This window comes from Nostoc sp. 'Peltigera membranacea cyanobiont' 210A, assembly GCF_002246015.1.
GTDB lineage: Bacteria > Cyanobacteriota > Cyanobacteriia > Cyanobacteriales > Nostocaceae > Nostoc.
The window spans coordinates 436,590-452,645 of the sequence record NZ_NOLJ01000002.1 but is presented as its reverse complement, the minus strand read 5'-3'; the positions used below and the strand labels follow the sequence as shown (position 1 = coordinate 452,645).

Sequence of the window (16,056 nt, the reverse complement as noted above, 5' to 3'; positions counted from 1 at the left end):
TCACTGTAATACTTTGCTGCGTAGACGCAAAGCGGCTTGTCGTCAGACATCGCATCTTCTGGCAAATGAGAGATTAACTAAAACATCGGTAAGGGAGCAATGCGATTTTGTGAGCAGGGGAGGTAGGGGGAGCAGCTCCCCCTGCTCCCCCTACCTCCCCTGCTCTTTTCACGAGGATCTCACTTTTTCGCGTTGCTCCCCATCGGTAATGCGATCGCTCTTTATGACTCATCTTTGACTTTTTCATCAAAAAGCCTGTACTCATTGCTCAATAAAGCTTACAGGCTATATTACATCTATACGAGTCACTTCAGACTAGGCGATACTCAAATTAACGAAGATTTAGAAATTTTGGGCATAGAAAGTAGCTGAAACTTTTGATAAAAAAACTCAGTACACATCTATATCCCGGCGTTACGCATTTGCGGGATGATTTAGCAACGTCCAAAATTTTCCCCAGTTTCCCCTGCTTGCCTCAATTCATACCACTGTGCTGCAATGCTCTATTTCCAGATTTCCTGTTCCCTCCCTATACAAGTAAGTTCAGGAATCAAATCGGATTCCTATATGATCCGGTAAGTATCGTCTAAATGAAGAGAGATTTATGACGCAAACAATTTCAATTAACGACTCCGGGCGCTTGCAACTCACGCCGCTAGAAATCCCATCCCGTCTGCTGTTGGGGCCAGGGCCATCTAATGCCCACCCCACAGTACTCCAAGCGATGAATACTTCACCCGTTGGGCATCTTGACCCAGCTTTTCTCGCACTCATGGATGAAATTCAGTCGTTGCTACGCTACGTATGGCAAACAGAAAACTCACTTACCATTGCAGTCAGTGGTACAGGAACAGCTGCAATGGAAGCAACCATCGCCAATGCTGTAGAACCCGGTGATGTAGTTTTAATTGGTGTAGCTGGTTACTTTGGTAATCGCCTTGTGGATATGGCTGGACGTTATGGCGCTGATGTGCGAACCATTACCAAACCTTGGGGACAAGTTTTCAACTTGGATGAACTCCAAACTGCCTTAAAAACTCATCGTCCAGCTATCTTAGCTCTAGTTCATGCCGAAACTTCCACGGGCGCACGTCAACCGTTGGAAGGAGTCGCTGATTTATGTCGTGAATTTGGCACTTTGTTATTAGTGGATACGGTGACAAGTTTGGGCGGCGTCCCCTTATTTTTGGATGCTTGGGGAGTTGACCTAGCTTATAGTTGTAGCCAAAAAGGGTTAGGTTGCTCGCCTGGTGCTTCTCCCTTTACAATGAGTACGCGTGCCGTTGAGAAATTGCAACAGCGGCAAACGAAAGTTGCAAACTGGTATTTAGATATGTTGTTGCTAGGCAAGTATTGGGGCGCTGAACGCACCTATCACCACACAGCACCCATTAACTTATACTATGCATTGCGGGAAGCACTACGTTTGCTTGCAGAAGAGGGATTAGCAAATTCCTGGCAGCGGCATCAAAAGAACGTAGAATATCTCTGGGAAGGTTTAGAGAATTTAGGACTGAGTATGCACGTTGAGCAAGAGTATAGACTGCCAACACTTACCACTGTCCGCATTCCAGAAGGGGTAGATGGAAAAGCGATCGCTCGGCAGTTACTCAATGAACATAATATTGAAATTGGCGGTGGTCTTGGCGAACTCGCGGGTCTTGTTTGGCGCGTGGGATTGATGGGCTTTAATAGTCGAAAAGAAAGCGTTGACCAACTTTTAGCAGCACTACGGCAGGTTTTACCTAAGTAGTTTTGATATATGGTGCGTTAACAGTAGCTTAACGCACCTGATAAAAAGAGCATCGCGCTAACTTTACTGCGAGAAAAAACCAACAACCAGCAGAGGCAAGAGTATTAAGACAGATACAATCAAAACCAGGGTTGCCGGCTCAACTTTAATGTGGTTATTTTGTGGATCGCGCATTTGGAACTCTCTCGAACAATAAATATTAACCAAGCATAAAGGATGTTTACCTTTTTTTTCCAAGCCTAATGAGGTTTAGAAGTATAAACTTTTTAGCCCATCAGCTTATTTCTTCCAAGGCAATTTAGTCCCCATTTCAGTTAAAGCTGAGAAGATAAGATAAAGAATGAGTAACCCAGCAGCCGCAAAGAAAGCGAGTAAATCGTTATCCATAAATGCCCCACGCTAAAACTTCGCTAATCATAGCGGAATCATCTAATCTTTAGCATTTTTTTGAGTCTGCAATTTTTGATCTTCTGGGTGCAAACTGTACCAGCCATACCAGTGACGAACTGCTAGCCAAACGGCTGAAAGCAAACCCGCTAAACTAAGGGTTAGTCCGCTAAACGGTACTAATAATCCAAAAATTGGTAGCACTGCTCCAGCAATAGTGGCGACGATCGCAGCCAGGGAAGCACTGCGGCTAGCTCCCAATCCCCACGTTAAAATTAGTAAGATGACGGAAATTAAAGTCCAAGCCAACTGAGCATTGATAACGCGAGCTAGATAGGTCAAAGTCAACAGACAAGCAAAGAAAATACAACCAGCGATCGCAATATTTCTAAAACTCATTGGCAGTGACAAATATAACAACAATATCCACCACAAAAATATTGCCGGTGCTAGTAATAAAAGCCGGGGAATGATGCCAGTATGACGAATGGGGTCAGTGTTAGTAAACACTCCAAATGGATTTTTGACTGAAACATTATCGTCAAATTTCCAAGTAAATTGCGTACTGCGTCCATTAACTTTAATCTCATTCGGTACAACACCACTAGCAAAATCAGCCGGAGCAAAGTTGGCAATTGCTGTGAGGCGAAAATTAGAAAGCAACTGTCCTGCGGCGCTGTAAACCCAGCGAGGCCCGCCTTGAGCCTGATAGGTGACTCTAAAGGTGGTTTCTTCTCCTGGTTGCAGCTGGAAGGGAAAGCCATAATCTCCCGGATTGGTTTGTTGTAGCCTAGTACCGTTACGCTCTACTTTGTAGCCAGCAAGAAGTGTGTAGCCGTTAGGTGGCGATGCTTCAAAAAAGAAATTATTAATATCCTTGAGTTGGTTAACTACTTTATAATCAGCAGTGTATTCCACGCGATAAATTGAACTGCGACCTGGAACATCTACGCTTTGGTCTAGCTTAACTTGAATTTGCGAACCCCCCAGCGTTAAGAAGCGGTTGATTTCTCGCGTATCATTGACTTTGACTATTTTGCCATTGGCTTGCGTGGTATAGGAATATGGCTCCTGGGTAGTGTAACGAACTTGCGGGGCAGATTGTTCGAGCTTTTCACCTGCGACACTTTCAGCTACTTGAGCCACCTTTGTTTGTTCCCAGTAGTGATAACGATTGCTCAAAGTTGAACAGAGAAAAAATCCAGGTATTAACAAAACTAATACCAGAGTTAAATGCTGTAATCCCTGTAAAAGTTGGGAATAACGAACAGCCCATTCGCCAATGAATATAAATTGTTCCGGCTGGCTGCGACGGAGAGAAAAACTGATGAGTGCGATCGCAACTCCTAAAGCTACGATCAAAAATACCAATAACAGTGAAGCTTTGAGCGCCTGGGTTCCAAATTGAACAAGCTCAATTGGATGCGTCAAATCAGGTAATCCGGGAATACCTTGAGCAGAAGATGACATTGGTTAATTTTTGCAGAAGTTGGAGAACCAGACTGATAAAATCTCTTAAAAGTTTCTGGAAAGAGGTATAAATTATTCTCCAATTCAACTTTGTATTTTCAGAATTTCCTGTAATTTATTCTCATAAAAAAATTCCTTTTCTCCCATAGCTGGAACTAAATCAGTTAACCAGGTTGCTTTCTCGTCATAACGTGCAAAAAAAGGACGTTTACACCAATCGGGATCGCGTCCTTGCAAAAAAGAAAGTACAAATACTTTCTCGCCATAAATCTCAGTTATGCCATCCACTGCAACTTTACCCGGTAATGCTGACATAACTGGGCCGCGAGCAGTACGAGCTAATCCAGATACTTTTTGTATTGCTGTTTGATAAATTTCCCAAGCTCGAATAATTGGCAATTCAAAATAATGTTTTGCTCCAGTATCTCGTTCCATAAACATATAGTTTTGAAAAAGTCCTGATTCACGAGTAGCAAATTTCATTCCGTCCATTTTCACAACCTGGGGCCAACGGAAGCAAAATGTGCAATATGCGTGACAAGTTTGATCTGCTGTCGGAAAAATTAAGACTGTTTCGGGATATTTATTAGGACTTACGCACTGTACAAAATAACTATCTTGTGTATTAACGTAAATACGTTGTTCTAGGCTTTTGGAGGTTGCTTTTGATTGCTGGCGATCGCCAAAATATGATTGAAAAACCTAGATAGAAGCCTTGAAAACTCTACCTGTCATTTTTGCTTTTATGTCAATGCGTAAGTCCTATTTATGTTGAATTCCTGGTAATTGTTTTCCATCTAAAGTGGGAATATTATGTGCCTGTCCGGCTGGATGGGGATTGAGTTGCGATCTTAAGTTAAGCATTTCTTTATTCTCTCAATGCCCTCTGTGCTTCTGTAGTAGCCTACGGCAAGCCGCTCCGCGTCTACGTTAAAAAAATTAACTTTGGCAAAGGGTTTTAGGCTTAACTGAACCGTATTCTTTTGAGAAGCACTAACCCTGGTTTATTACTAGAGGTTTTAAGGTGTGGAACCACCAGAACCACCACCTCTAAAATAATTAAAGATAGAAACTATACATTGTTTCAAACGATTGAAATTACTTGCAGTGATAATGATAGCTAGAAATAGAGGAATAACCATTTCAAAAAACCATTTACTGTTTTGACTTACAAAAACTTGAAGATTAGTTATCACATTTACAGATTTTTTAATCGTTTTTAATCGGTGATTTTCTTGGCTCCCATCTGGCAATTTGATCCGTGCATATATTATTATATATAACTCTTTTTTACCGATTCCCTTAGGGATAATATTCCATTCCCATTGTGCTATACCTGAGTTATCTATAATCTGATTTTGCTCAGCTACAGGTTGAATTTCAAAATTATTCCCGACCAAATCGATTTTCATTAAAGTATGAACTTTTAAACTTTGAACTTCTACTTCAGAACTAAAGTCTCTTGCAATATCAGCAGATATACCTTTAGCTATATTTACTTTTACAGAATAAGATTCTTGTAAAATCATAGTAGAAGGGATGTTATGAGCAACTTGACCTTCTGGCAAATTATCAACAAAATTGCGTAAGTCAAAAGCTACTTTATTAGCAGCTTTTACAGGTTGAATAATTGAAATATCAGCAGGTGAAATATTAGGATATGCAGGGTTGAATGATGAAAGAAATACAGCAACAACAACACCTAAAATCGAAAGCGAAATAAATTGAAGTTTATTCATAAAAGACTCTTTGATTTTCATAACAACAATATCTCCAGAAATTATTGGACTTTGGACAATAAGAAACTACTACAATTTTTAAAAATTGCAATTCAAGAGCATGATTTTTAATTAACTAATTAATTTTCAATAGCACCCAATTCTTTAAGTGTATTTTTTTGTTCTTCCCCTAAACCAAAAACACCTTTGATATTCATTCCCTCATAAGGTCTTTTTGGCATGAGGGTTTTGATACACTCTCCAGTTGTGACATTCCATTGCTTAATAGTTCCATCCTGGGAACCGCTAAACAAAGTTCCATCTGGACTGAAGGTAACAGAAAGAACCCAGTTATTATGTCCTTGTAAAATCTTCAGACGTTGACCTGTGTCAACATCCCAAATTTCTACAGTATGATTAACACAAGCACAGCCAAGAATCTTACCATCAGGACTAAAAGCAACAGAACGTATCCAATCGTTATTGACTAAAGTTTTGCAACATTCGCCAGTCTGAACATCCCACAAATGTACTGTTTTGTCATTACCGCCACTAGCTAATAACCTTCCAAATTGCCCTTGTGAAGGGAGAATCGGGCTAAAAGCAACAGACCAGATTCGCATAGTATGCGCTTCTAAAATCCGAATACATTCCCCTGTATGAACATTCCATAGCCGCAGTGTTTGATCGTCACTTCCACTGGCGAGAATTTCACCATCAGGGCTAAAACTGACAGATTGCACCCAATTTGTATGCCCCTCTAATGTTTCAAAGCATTGGCCAGTCCGAATGTTCCAGAGTTTGATGTTGCAGTCAATACTGCTACTAGCCAGAATTTGACCATCATGACTAAAAGCAATAGAGCGGATGCGATCGCTATTTTCCAAAACTTTCACGCACTGTCCACTCAGAGTATCCCAAAAGCGGATGGTTTGGTCATCACCACCACTAGCTAATAGTCCCCCAGCTAACGGACTAAAAGCAACAGACCAAAGGCGGCCAGCGTGTCCTTCTAAAGTACTAATACATTCCTCAGTCTGAACATCCCACAGCCTAACGGTTTTATCATCATTGCTACTAGCAATTATCTTCCCATCTGGACTCAAGGCTAAATCGTGTACCCAATTGGTGTATCCCTGCAATATTTGGATACATTGATGAGTCTCAATGTCCCAGAACCGAACGGTTTTGTCATAGCCACCACTCGCAAGTGTTTTCCCATCAGGACTAAATGCAACAGACAGAATAGAATTAGTGTGTCCTTCTAAAGTTTTTAATAATTTCCCCGTTTTAATATCCCAGAGTTTCACAGTTTTGTCATCGCTACTACTGGCAATTATTTCTCCTCCTTGTGAAGAGGGGATGGGACTCAAGGCTATAGAATGGATCAGATTGGTGTGTCCTTCTAAAGTTTTTAATAACTTTCCTGTTTGAACATCCCAGAGTTTTAAGGTTTTGTCGTCGCTACAACTGACAAGTATTTCTCCATCAGAACTAAAAACTACAGACTGGACTAATTTAGTATGTCCTTCAAGAGTTTTCAAACATTTACCTGTTTTTATATCCCACAATTTTACAGTTTGGTCAGCACTACCACTGGCGAGTATTTTTCCATCAGGACTAAAGGCAACAGAACGAACAAAGTTACTGTGTCCCTTGAAAATTTTCCAACATTTTTGGGTATCCAGATCCCAGAGTATAATAGTTTTATCGCTACTAGCACTGGCGACAATTTTGCCATCAGGACTGAAGACAACAGACCTGACCCAGTTAGTATGTTCTTCAAAAGTCATGAGGAGTTTTTGGCTAGCAACATCCCAAAGTTTTACAGTATGGTCATCACTACAACTAACTAAAGTTTTACCATCGGGGCTAAAGGCAACAGTTCTTACCCAATTATCATGTGCTTTCCAATGAAATAGTTTCTCACCATAAGTAGCTTGCCAAAAACTAATTCGACCATCAGCATCACCTGTAGCAACAATTTCTCCATTTACAGGGTTAAATGCCACTGATAAAATACTATCAAATATTCCTGTAAATACAGACTTAGATAAGTCAGAATTAGCGAAATCGACATTATGTAATTTCACACTTATTAGGTATGCTTGCCATATTTTTAAATTGGAAAAGTCACATCCATTTAAATCAATTTCCAGATGGCAAAGGAGGTTAATAATATTTCCGCCAGCATACCCTGATGTCAAAGGAGTGTTTACTTGCAGCAATTCTATAATTTTTAATAGATGTTCTTTAATCCGATCTTTATTACCAAATTTATTAATTAGCTTTTCAACAACTGGTTCCAAAATTAAACGAATTTGGGCATTTCTAACCTTTCCTTCGGTTCGCGCTTTGAGTAAGGCATGGCTCTTTAATAAGAAAATATTTTCTAGATTAATCTCGGAAATAATTTCTTCACAAACCTGGTCAACAAATCGGCTAATTATATATTCCATCACTACAGCTTGGAGCATGAATTTCGCCAAACCCTTCTCGTTAAAAATTAGCGATCGCCGTCGCAATGATTCTAAAGCTTCAATCAATTGTGGTTGTGATGTCGTTGAAATAATATCTGCTTGTAATTCTACAAATGAAGTAGGTTTGCAATTAATTCCTAACCAGTATAGGATTTCTTTTTCTAAACTTGATAACCTATTAAACTGCTGTTCTAATAGATTACGGATATCTCCAAACAGCACGGAAATATCACAACTAATGAACTCTGATATATTGCTACCAAAAACTTCTTGAATCGTATTACAAACGATTTTTAAAGCTAAAGGATTACCTGCATATTGATTAATTAACTTATTCCAGTCTTTCTCGGAAGCCAAAAAATCACCTTTGCCGACAAATATGTTTTTTGCAGCGATGTTTTCTAACCCACTTAGCTGCAAGGATTTAACTTTAAGATTGTTTCCTTCTAAGGTGATAATTTCTTTGGGACTTTCACGACTGGTTAAGACTAAACAGCTTTGATGAGGTACTTCCCCAACTTGCCGGAAAAATTCTCCATATTCTTCATATCCTTCTCGATATTGACCAACATAATCACCTCCAAGTAGGACTGACTCGACATTATCTAGTACCAATAAACAGCGATGTTTCCGCAAATAGGCAATCAATTGCGAAATTCCTACTTCTTTAGGCTCATTCTTTTTAGAGAAAAACTCAATCAGGTCTGCAAAAATCTCCTTAACGGAGGGTGCATGACGTAGCGATCGCCAGATAACATATTCAAACTGTTCCTGAATTTTCTGTGCCAGTTTGATAGATAGCGCTGTTTTGCCAATTCCCCCCATCCCAAATATTCCCACCAGTCGGGAACGATCTTTATTTACCCATTGCTCTAAAACCTCTAACTCCGACTCACGCCCAAAGAAAACGGGGACATCAGGCGCTTCACCAAAATCATAACAGGATGAGGTATTAACTACTGTTGATAACTGATATCTTTCCTGGAAGATACTCCTGATTACTTCTAATTTCCCAGGAGTACTCCCAGCAATGTCAAATTTTTGGTAAATCGAACCAAGCCGCTTTCGCACTGCTGCGGCACTAATTTTGAGAGTGGTGGCAATAGATTCTGCCGTTTGGCCAGCTAAAGCTAGAAGTAAGGCACTTACCTCAGCCTCAGATACATTGTGTTCGGCTGTAACCGCTCTCAAGAAACTTTCAGGAATTTCCGTCATGAAATAAATTTCTCCAGCCAAAACTATTTATCGATATGTGAGGTAGATGTGAGATATATTTTTACTGCTTTATACCCAAATCTTCTCTTTTTATTCTTACTCCCCAACACTAGTAGGGAAAGGGTTGGGGGTTAGGTCTGTATTGGACTCAACCACAAACCCGATAAATTTATCGAGTTTCCCAGTCTCCAGTCTCGCGCGTTGGCGTAGCCCGTCGTGGACATCGCCTAGCATCTTGCAGAAAAGTGCATTGACAAGACACTACTAAAATATACTCTAAATTATCAAGTTGTCAATTTCTACCTATCAACTTGTTGACAAGATTAATAAAGTAAATGTAGAATCGATAACAAATTAGGTGTGAATCGCGAGGATAGCTGAAGTAACTAGCACTGAGGTACCCCACACTATGCCAACACCTGACGTTTCAAATTCTGCTCAGGAATTATTTGACTTACTTGAGAAAGACATTCTTGCTTGTCACACTTGCAAGGATGGAATGATTGAAGTGAGTATCCGCAAGATCGGAACCGATGAGTTTGAAGTGCGTGTCATCTCTTTTCGAGGTTCTTTTCGTTGCGTTCATGCGGATCTAAATAGGTATTTAGAGGAGTTACCGACAGATAGGCAAAGTCAAGTATCTATCTATCGCGATCGCTTTCGAGTGGGATTGAGGGGATTGTTAAAGAATGGGTTTGGACTACTCAGCCTAGACTTTTCTAAATGCAAGAGGGGAAATACCGCGCCGATATTCGGCTGGATGGTATCTGAATTGTTGGATATTGACTAAGTTTGGTTGTTTTTTTGTTGATTATTCTAAGTAATTACCAAAAGCCACTGATTTCACCTCAAGCTTCAGAGAAACAGTAGAAAATTGTTTTCGTTATTGAGGTTAACAAGTGAATAGTTTTCCAGCCCAAGAGAGTCTAGAAAAAGACTACAGCAGGGTTGATATGGTGCTAAACAGTGCCACATCAACCCTGTTGTTTTTTATTAATCTATCAGGAGGAAAATATGGATACGAATCGTCACAGCTTTTTATTTCGTTTGACTTCCCGGTTTATTAAATATTTTGCGTTGGGATTATTTGGTCTAGCGATCGCTTACCTTCTGTCAGCTATTTTTGGAAGTTCACATATTGCGATGAGTCTACTACCCTTTGTTTTATATTGGGTTATTTTCCGGTGTGGGCTGATTCTTCTTTGCTTAATATTGACGACAGTAATCTTTGAATCTGTTCGTTAACATCTCACAACTAATATTCGACTTTCACATCTCACATCATTCTCAACTAATATCCTCGCTCACTCTAAATGAACAATATTGCTATCAGTGTGAAAGTCTGAATTCCTTTGCAAAGCTTTTTAGAGCCGTAAAAATTTCGTCTCTAATTATACCTAGCAGTATTGAGAATCTGCTAGAAGATTTTACCAAGCTAATACATGAATTTTGTGCAACCAATAAATTATAAATGGGAGACGAAAGTAAGGATGACAAAAAAATACAACAATTTTTCTGGACAAGAACAATTTCATCCTATATTAGTGATTTTAGTAGCAGGTTCACTTTCCTTGGCAATTGTTGATCAGAGTAATCGCCCTGCATACTTTGATATTGTAAAAATTGCAGTTGTTTATTTTTTTGGCACAACTAAGTCCCAAGAAAATATTAATAAGTCTAAAAATTTAGATGATTCAGAAATCCCAGACAGCTTAGATAGTGCAAAATGTAATGATAGTCAAGACAAGCCTAAATGAATATCGGAACTAGTTAACAAAACTTAAAATAGAAGCAAAATCAAAACCCGGTCTTCATGACCGGGTTTTTGAGGGAAAACAATGGGGATATATTCCCCGAAGGTTAGTTATAGAGGTTCAGTATAATATCGATGCTCTGATATTTACTACCACGCCATTGTTACCCATTCCGGAAAATTAGCTAAGAATTTTTGACTAGTCTTCTTTGATCTCCCAAAATACAGCAACCTACTGGTAGCATCAGCGTGTAGGATTGATAAATATTAATTTTCCGGCTTTTGCTGATGAACAATGGATTTGGTAGCTGGCAAGAATGGCTAACAGTATTCACCTATCTAGGTTTTACCGTCTTCATTATCTGGCGCGTGTTTACCGCCGAGAAGAATTAAAAAAGCTGCATATCATCTCACCAGGGCCTTTTTGCTCAAAGGGCAAAACAGTCCCAGCTTGTTGAACTTTGACTCGTTCGCGACAATTGTAAACTTCTGTAGGTCTTTTTATGCCATCTACGCTAACAATTGCCCTGTATTCCCAATAATTTTTGGCACTTCGGCTGATACTGAGAATGCAAATCTGGTGGCGTAGACCGTTGTAGACAACGTAATTGCGGCATACAGATGCAAAAGCCGGATGTACCACGCAGAAAGGTAGTATTAATAGCAACATAAATATTATGTATTTAATCCTGCTCATAAAAAATTGTTTAACATTATTTGGAAATATTATTAAATTTTTCAACCCTTTGAGTTGATTCAATTACTTTTCCTAGTTTGACGGACGAGAGATTGCTACTCCACATGCACACAAAGCATGAGAGCAGCAGCAAAAAAGCTCACAATGCTTTATGTGCTATTTTCCGCTAAAGTTTACTAAGCTCAATTGAACCATGCCCAAACACCTCCTCTACTTTGAGGGTAAACATCTAGTACAACACGGCTTACATAAACCACCTATTCCAAATCAATGAAACGCTTACACTGTATTCATTTTAAATTTTGAATTTTAAATTTTAAATTTTAAATTCCGCCTTGCGGTACTAGTGCGTCTGTTCATGTACCATACCCTAATACCAATTCGTAATATCCTGCGGCAAGCTGCACTTAGTGCGTCTATTTAATTGAGAAAGTCAGATTACATCTAGCTGGGTTCCCACTATTTGTATCTGTAGTCTTATTTTAGAAAATTGATATAACAACAAATGTGCAAAAAAAGTCAGTCGTAAGGACGATAAAATTGCAACCAAAAACAAAATTTGAGCAATCTGGGATTACACGCTGTTTTGCAGCAATACTGCTCTTTGGTCAAGTGTGGCTACATTTACTCCAAGGGAAAACCTACTATCGCAAGATTTTACAACATCTTGTTACCGCTGGGCCAGGTTCTATCTCTCCAGTTCTCCTTGTCAGCGGTTTTGCAGGAATGATTTTTACTATTCAAACGGCGAGGGAATTAGCGCGATTTGGTGCTGTTGATGCAGTGGGAGGTGCTTTTGCCTTAGCTTTTTGTAGAGAATTAGCTCCAATTTTGACCGCTAGTATTATGGCGGGACAAGTAGGTTCTGCTTTTGCAGCAGAAATAGGTGCAATGCGAGTTACCGAGCAAATTGATGCACTTTATATGCTCAAAACCGATCCAATTGATTATTTAGTACTTCCTAGAGTAATTGCTTGTTGTTTGATGGTGCCTTTGATGACGATTTTGGCTTTAGTTACAGGCATCATTGGCGGAGTTTTTGCCGCATCAAAGTTCTACCAAATTATTCCCGAAACATTTTTAGAATCAGTCAGAAATTTTTTAGAACCGTCAGATTTGTTTATTATTTTGCTAAAAGGGTTTATTTTTGGAGTGCTGGTTGCTGTCATTGGCTGTAGTTGGGGTTTAACTACTAGAGGGGGAGCAAAGGAAGTAGGAGAATCGGCAACAAAAGCAGTTGTTACTAGTTGGGTATCAATTTTTATTATGGATTTTTTCCTATCTCTACTGCTGTTTGAACAGCCTGCATTTTGAACCCAAGTAAGTATTGAACAAAATTCCCGACTTTTTAATAAGTTGGGAATTTGAGCTACAAAGAAAGTTGTGGGTAAATAATACTGCTTCTAAAGCATTGGCACAAACCAACCCAGTCATGGCTTGCTTTTTCGGATATACTTCATCACGTTAACGGAATTTGGGAATATATGAACTTGTAGATTAGCGCACCCAAAGCTAAACCTCCCAATGAAAAGATAGAGGTAGTCGAAAAAGCTAACCCTTCCCTAAGACCTGCTCTTTGAAAGTCTATCCTGACTAATATAGTCGCTGAAATGATGAGTAAAGTATCAAGAAATACCCGAAACCAGGCAATCATAATAAAGAATAAGAAAGCTGCTAAGACGGCAACGCCGAAAGCCCTAGTATTTGATTGAAGAAAAAGACTGTAGTAATATGTCATCTTCGGCCAAGGAGCGGTCAACGTTATGATTAAAAGCAAGATAGCAATTACAGTTGCCACCCACACAAATATAGGAGCACGTGTTTCTGATATTACCCAGCCCAAAGTACTGTAACTCAGCAGTACTAGTGCCAAGGATACCCAAGGAACTCTTTTCAAAATTGACATGGGTTTATATTTCTAGTACAGCATTAAGGTTTTATCACATAAATAAGTGTAGTAACTCAAGACTTTATTTTGCTTGAGGACTTGCTCAGTTTATGATGATTGTCCTTCCTTAAGGATATCCCAGTATCAAAGGAGTTTTTTCCGATACGGGTATCAGTGAGACAAGAAACCAGAAGTTCTTACAGATAAAATTATGTAGATTTTGAATATATGGCTTAAACTAATAAGTTTAGCATCATATTTTATAGCTTCAATCAATAGACTTTTATGCTGTTCACAAGAAAGCCAAACAAGTTTGTCGAGAATTGCGGTACAAAGTAGTTAAAGATTTGTAAACTGTTAGCAGCCGAGTAGCCGCGTGTCACATCTTGTTAAGGAATTATCATGAAACAACTTATTATTGCTGAACGCGTATGCCTCATTGGTCATATCGCGTCAAAAGCCTTTGGACTGGTAGGGATGCTACTGGTAGTACCTAATGCTGAAATAATTTTCAACTTATCGCAGGTAGGAGAAACTGCCGTACAGTTAAGTATGGCTGGCGGCGGTGTAGTTGATATCATCTTAGGGACAGTAGCTGTCTCTATTTATGCCTACCGGACGTTGGGATTAGGAACTTGGCTAGCATTTATGCTACCAGCGATGTTTATCTCTTTGGGGAGTGAACTACTGGGAACTAGTACAGGGTTTCCATTTGGTGATTATAGCTACTTGAGTGGCTTGGGTTATAAGATTGGCGGGCTAGTTCCTTTCACAATTCCTTTATCTTGGTTTTATGTTGGGCTGTCGTCTTACTTAATTGCGAGAACTGGTTTGAAAGTGGCTCAAAAACCCAGTTGGGGTCGCCATATTGCTGCAATAGCCGTTGGTGCTTTGCTCTTCACCTGCTGGGACTTTGCTCTTGAACCGGCTATGAGTCAAACTTCTCTGCCCTTCTGGTATTGGGAACAACCAGGAGCTTTCTTTGGAACACCTTACCAGAACTATATAGGTTGGTTTGGTACTAGCGCCCTGTTTATGAGTGTGGCAGGATTATTGTGGAGAAATACCTCGATTAAATTAGAGCGATCGCAACTCAATCTGCCCTTAGTCGTTTATTTAACTAACTTTGTATTCGCTGCTGGACTCAGCTTGGCCGCTGGGTTTTTTATTCCTGTGTTACTTGGCTTATTGCTAGGTGTGATTCCGGCTGCGGTGCTGTGGTCAAGGAGTTCAACCACACTGGCTCAAGTTACTGTTGAACCAGTAACCAAAGAAGTATCAGTAGCAAAGGTTGAAGTTGCCTTGAAATAAGTCCTAAAAGTTAGGGACTGGGGATTGGGGACTGGGGACTGGGGACTGGGGAAACAAGGAGAATAACCCATACCCCATACCCAATACCCAATGCCCAATGCCCCATACCCAATGCCCAATTCCCAATGACAAATGACAACGCTTTGATAGTAGAAAGCGCTATCTCCCTTTTCTTGCTACTTATCCAAGTACCAGCAACGGCGATTCTGTTTTCGCGCCTGTTAAAGGGGCCAAGACGCCATCCTCCAATAGAACCCCAACAGCCGACACCTGAGCTTTTGGGTAGGGTTAGCATCGTTGTTCCCACACTGAACGAAGCGCTTCGCATTAGCCCTCTGTTGGCTGGTTTAAGTCAGCAAAGCTATGAAGTTCGGGAAATTATGGTTGTAGACAGTAAGTCCAGTGATGGTACTCCCGACTTGGTAAAAGCCTTACAGCAGAAAGACCCGCGTTTTCGCCTGATGACAGATGATCCCTTACCCTCTGGTTGGGTGGGGCGTCCTTGGGCGTTGCATAACGGTTTTCTATATAGCTCCGAGGCTAGTCAGTGGTTTCTGGGGCTGGATGCTGATATCCAACCCCATCCTGGTTTAGTTGCTGGTTTGGTGAAGACGGCCGAAGCACAAGGCTATGATCTGGTTTCCCTTTCACCCCAGTTCGTCCTCAAATATCCTGGGGAGTGCTGGCTACAACCTGCTTTGTTGATGACTTTGCTTTACCGATTTGACCCAGCGGGGATCAATACAGAGCAACCAGAACGGGTAATGGCAAATGGGCAGTGTTTTTTGTGTCGTCGCTCCGTTTTAGCTGCTGTAGGTGGTTATAGCAGTGCGAGTGGTTCTTTTTGTGATGATGTCACCTTGGCACGCAATATTGCTATCCAAGGGTATAAGGTGGGCTTTTTAGATGGCGCAAAAGTCTTGAAGGTACGCATGTATGAAGGGGCGATGGAGACGTGGAAAGAATGGGGGCGGAGTCTCGATCTCAAAGATGCAACTTCTCGTTCTCAGTTGTGGGGAGATTTATGGCTACTCACATCTGTTCAGGGTCTACCGCTTTTAATTGTCCTCACTTACTTGTTGATTTCTCCCCCACTCTCCTACTTGCTACAGACGCGATTAATCGCGTCTCTACCCACTCCCCTACTCCTGCTGCTGGGACTGAATTTATTCCTGTTGGTAATTCGCTTTGCTATGCTAATAGCGATCGCACCTTCTTACGATCGCACAAGCGCTAAAGGCGGCTGGTTGTTCTGGCTTTCCCCTTTGGCTGATCCCTTAGCTGTGCTACGAATCTTCTTATCTGCGTTCCGCACCCCGCGCGAGTGGCGAGGACGCAAGTATATATAGTAGAGGATTGGGCATTGGGCATTGGGCATTGGGCA

At 40.5% G+C, this 16,056-nt stretch carries 13 protein-coding genes; 7 read left to right on the top strand and 6 right to left on the bottom strand.

Features of this window, described 5'->3' with window-relative positions; translation table 11 throughout:
• Positions 1-604: 604 nt before the first annotated feature.
• Positions 605-1,753 carry an alanine--glyoxylate aminotransferase family protein gene (locus CDG76_RS06840; protein WP_094348298.1) on the top strand — a complete coding sequence of 383 codons (1,149 nt, stop codon included), beginning with the start codon at positions 605-607 and terminating at the stop codon, positions 1,751-1,753.
• Between the two features lie 429 nt (positions 1,754-2,182).
• Here CDG76_RS06840 and CDG76_RS06835 read toward each other — a convergent pair whose 3' ends face one another.
• The 4 genes from CDG76_RS06835 to CDG76_RS06820 form a co-directional block, all read right to left on the bottom strand.
• A complete protein-coding gene (locus CDG76_RS06835) occupies positions 2,183-3,610 on the bottom strand; it encodes a hypothetical protein (protein WP_094348297.1) in 1,428 nt (475 codons plus the stop codon).
• A gap of 84 nt (positions 3,611-3,694) precedes the next feature.
• The gene (locus tag CDG76_RS06830; protein ID WP_190240783.1) at positions 3,695-4,102 is read right to left on the bottom strand and encodes a hypothetical protein; all 408 of its coding nucleotides are present in this window, start codon (positions 4,100-4,102) and stop codon (positions 3,695-3,697) included.
• 527 nt (positions 4,103-4,629) lie between these two features.
• The gene (locus CDG76_RS06825; RefSeq protein ID WP_223265166.1) at positions 4,630-5,349 is read right to left on the bottom strand and encodes a hypothetical protein; all 720 of its coding nucleotides are present in this window, start codon (positions 5,347-5,349) and stop codon (positions 4,630-4,632) included.
• A gap of 119 nt (positions 5,350-5,468) precedes the next feature.
• Positions 5,469-9,023: an NACHT and WD40 repeat domain-containing protein gene (locus CDG76_RS06820; protein ID WP_094348295.1), complete on the bottom strand. Its 3,555-nt coding sequence runs from the start codon at positions 9,021-9,023 to the stop codon at positions 5,469-5,471.
• Positions 9,024-9,432: 409 nt separating this feature from the next.
• Here CDG76_RS06820 and CDG76_RS06815 point away from each other — a divergent pair, with 409 nt between their 5' ends.
• From CDG76_RS06815 to CDG76_RS06805, 3 genes are all read left to right on the top strand, one after another.
• Positions 9,433-9,813: a hypothetical protein gene (locus CDG76_RS06815; protein ID WP_094348294.1), complete on the top strand. Its 381-nt coding sequence runs from the start codon at positions 9,433-9,435 to the stop codon at positions 9,811-9,813.
• A 224-nt stretch (positions 9,814-10,037) separates the two neighbouring features.
• A complete protein-coding gene (locus CDG76_RS06810) occupies positions 10,038-10,268 on the top strand; it encodes a hypothetical protein (protein WP_094348293.1) in 231 nt (76 codons plus the stop codon).
• Between the two features lie 245 nt (positions 10,269-10,513).
• The gene (locus CDG76_RS06805) at positions 10,514-10,780 is read left to right on the top strand and encodes a hypothetical protein (RefSeq protein ID WP_094348752.1); all 267 of its coding nucleotides are present in this window, start codon (positions 10,514-10,516) and stop codon (positions 10,778-10,780) included.
• A 369-nt stretch (positions 10,781-11,149) separates the two neighbouring features.
• On the opposite strand, the gene CDG76_RS06800 is transcribed toward CDG76_RS06805, so the two are convergent.
• Positions 11,150-11,446, bottom strand: coding sequence for a hypothetical protein (locus CDG76_RS06800; protein WP_223265165.1), 297 nt, complete (start codon positions 11,444-11,446; stop codon positions 11,150-11,152).
• Positions 11,447-12,013: 567 nt separating this feature from the next.
• On the opposite strand from CDG76_RS06800, the gene CDG76_RS06795 reads away from it, so the two are divergent.
• Entirely contained in the window at positions 12,014-12,787 is a 774-nt protein-coding gene (locus CDG76_RS06795; RefSeq protein ID WP_094348292.1) for an MlaE family lipid ABC transporter permease subunit, read from the top strand.
• Positions 12,788-12,932: 145 nt separating this feature from the next.
• Here the strand turns inward: CDG76_RS06795 and CDG76_RS38185 are convergent, their stop codons facing one another.
• Positions 12,933-13,379: a hypothetical protein gene (locus CDG76_RS38185; protein ID WP_094348291.1), complete on the bottom strand. Its 447-nt coding sequence runs from the start codon at positions 13,377-13,379 to the stop codon at positions 12,933-12,935.
• Positions 13,380-13,763: 384 nt separating this feature from the next.
• Here CDG76_RS38185 and cruF point away from each other — a divergent pair, with 384 nt between their 5' ends.
• Positions 13,764-14,672, top strand: coding sequence for a gamma-carotene 1'-hydroxylase CruF (gene cruF, locus CDG76_RS06785; protein WP_094348290.1), 909 nt, complete (start codon positions 13,764-13,766; stop codon positions 14,670-14,672).
• Positions 14,673-14,797: 125 nt separating this feature from the next.
• Positions 14,798-16,021, top strand: coding sequence for a 2'-O-glycosyltransferase CruG (gene cruG / locus CDG76_RS06780; protein ID WP_094348289.1), 1,224 nt, complete (start codon positions 14,798-14,800; stop codon positions 16,019-16,021).
• The last annotated feature ends 35 nt before the right edge of the window (positions 16,022-16,056 follow it).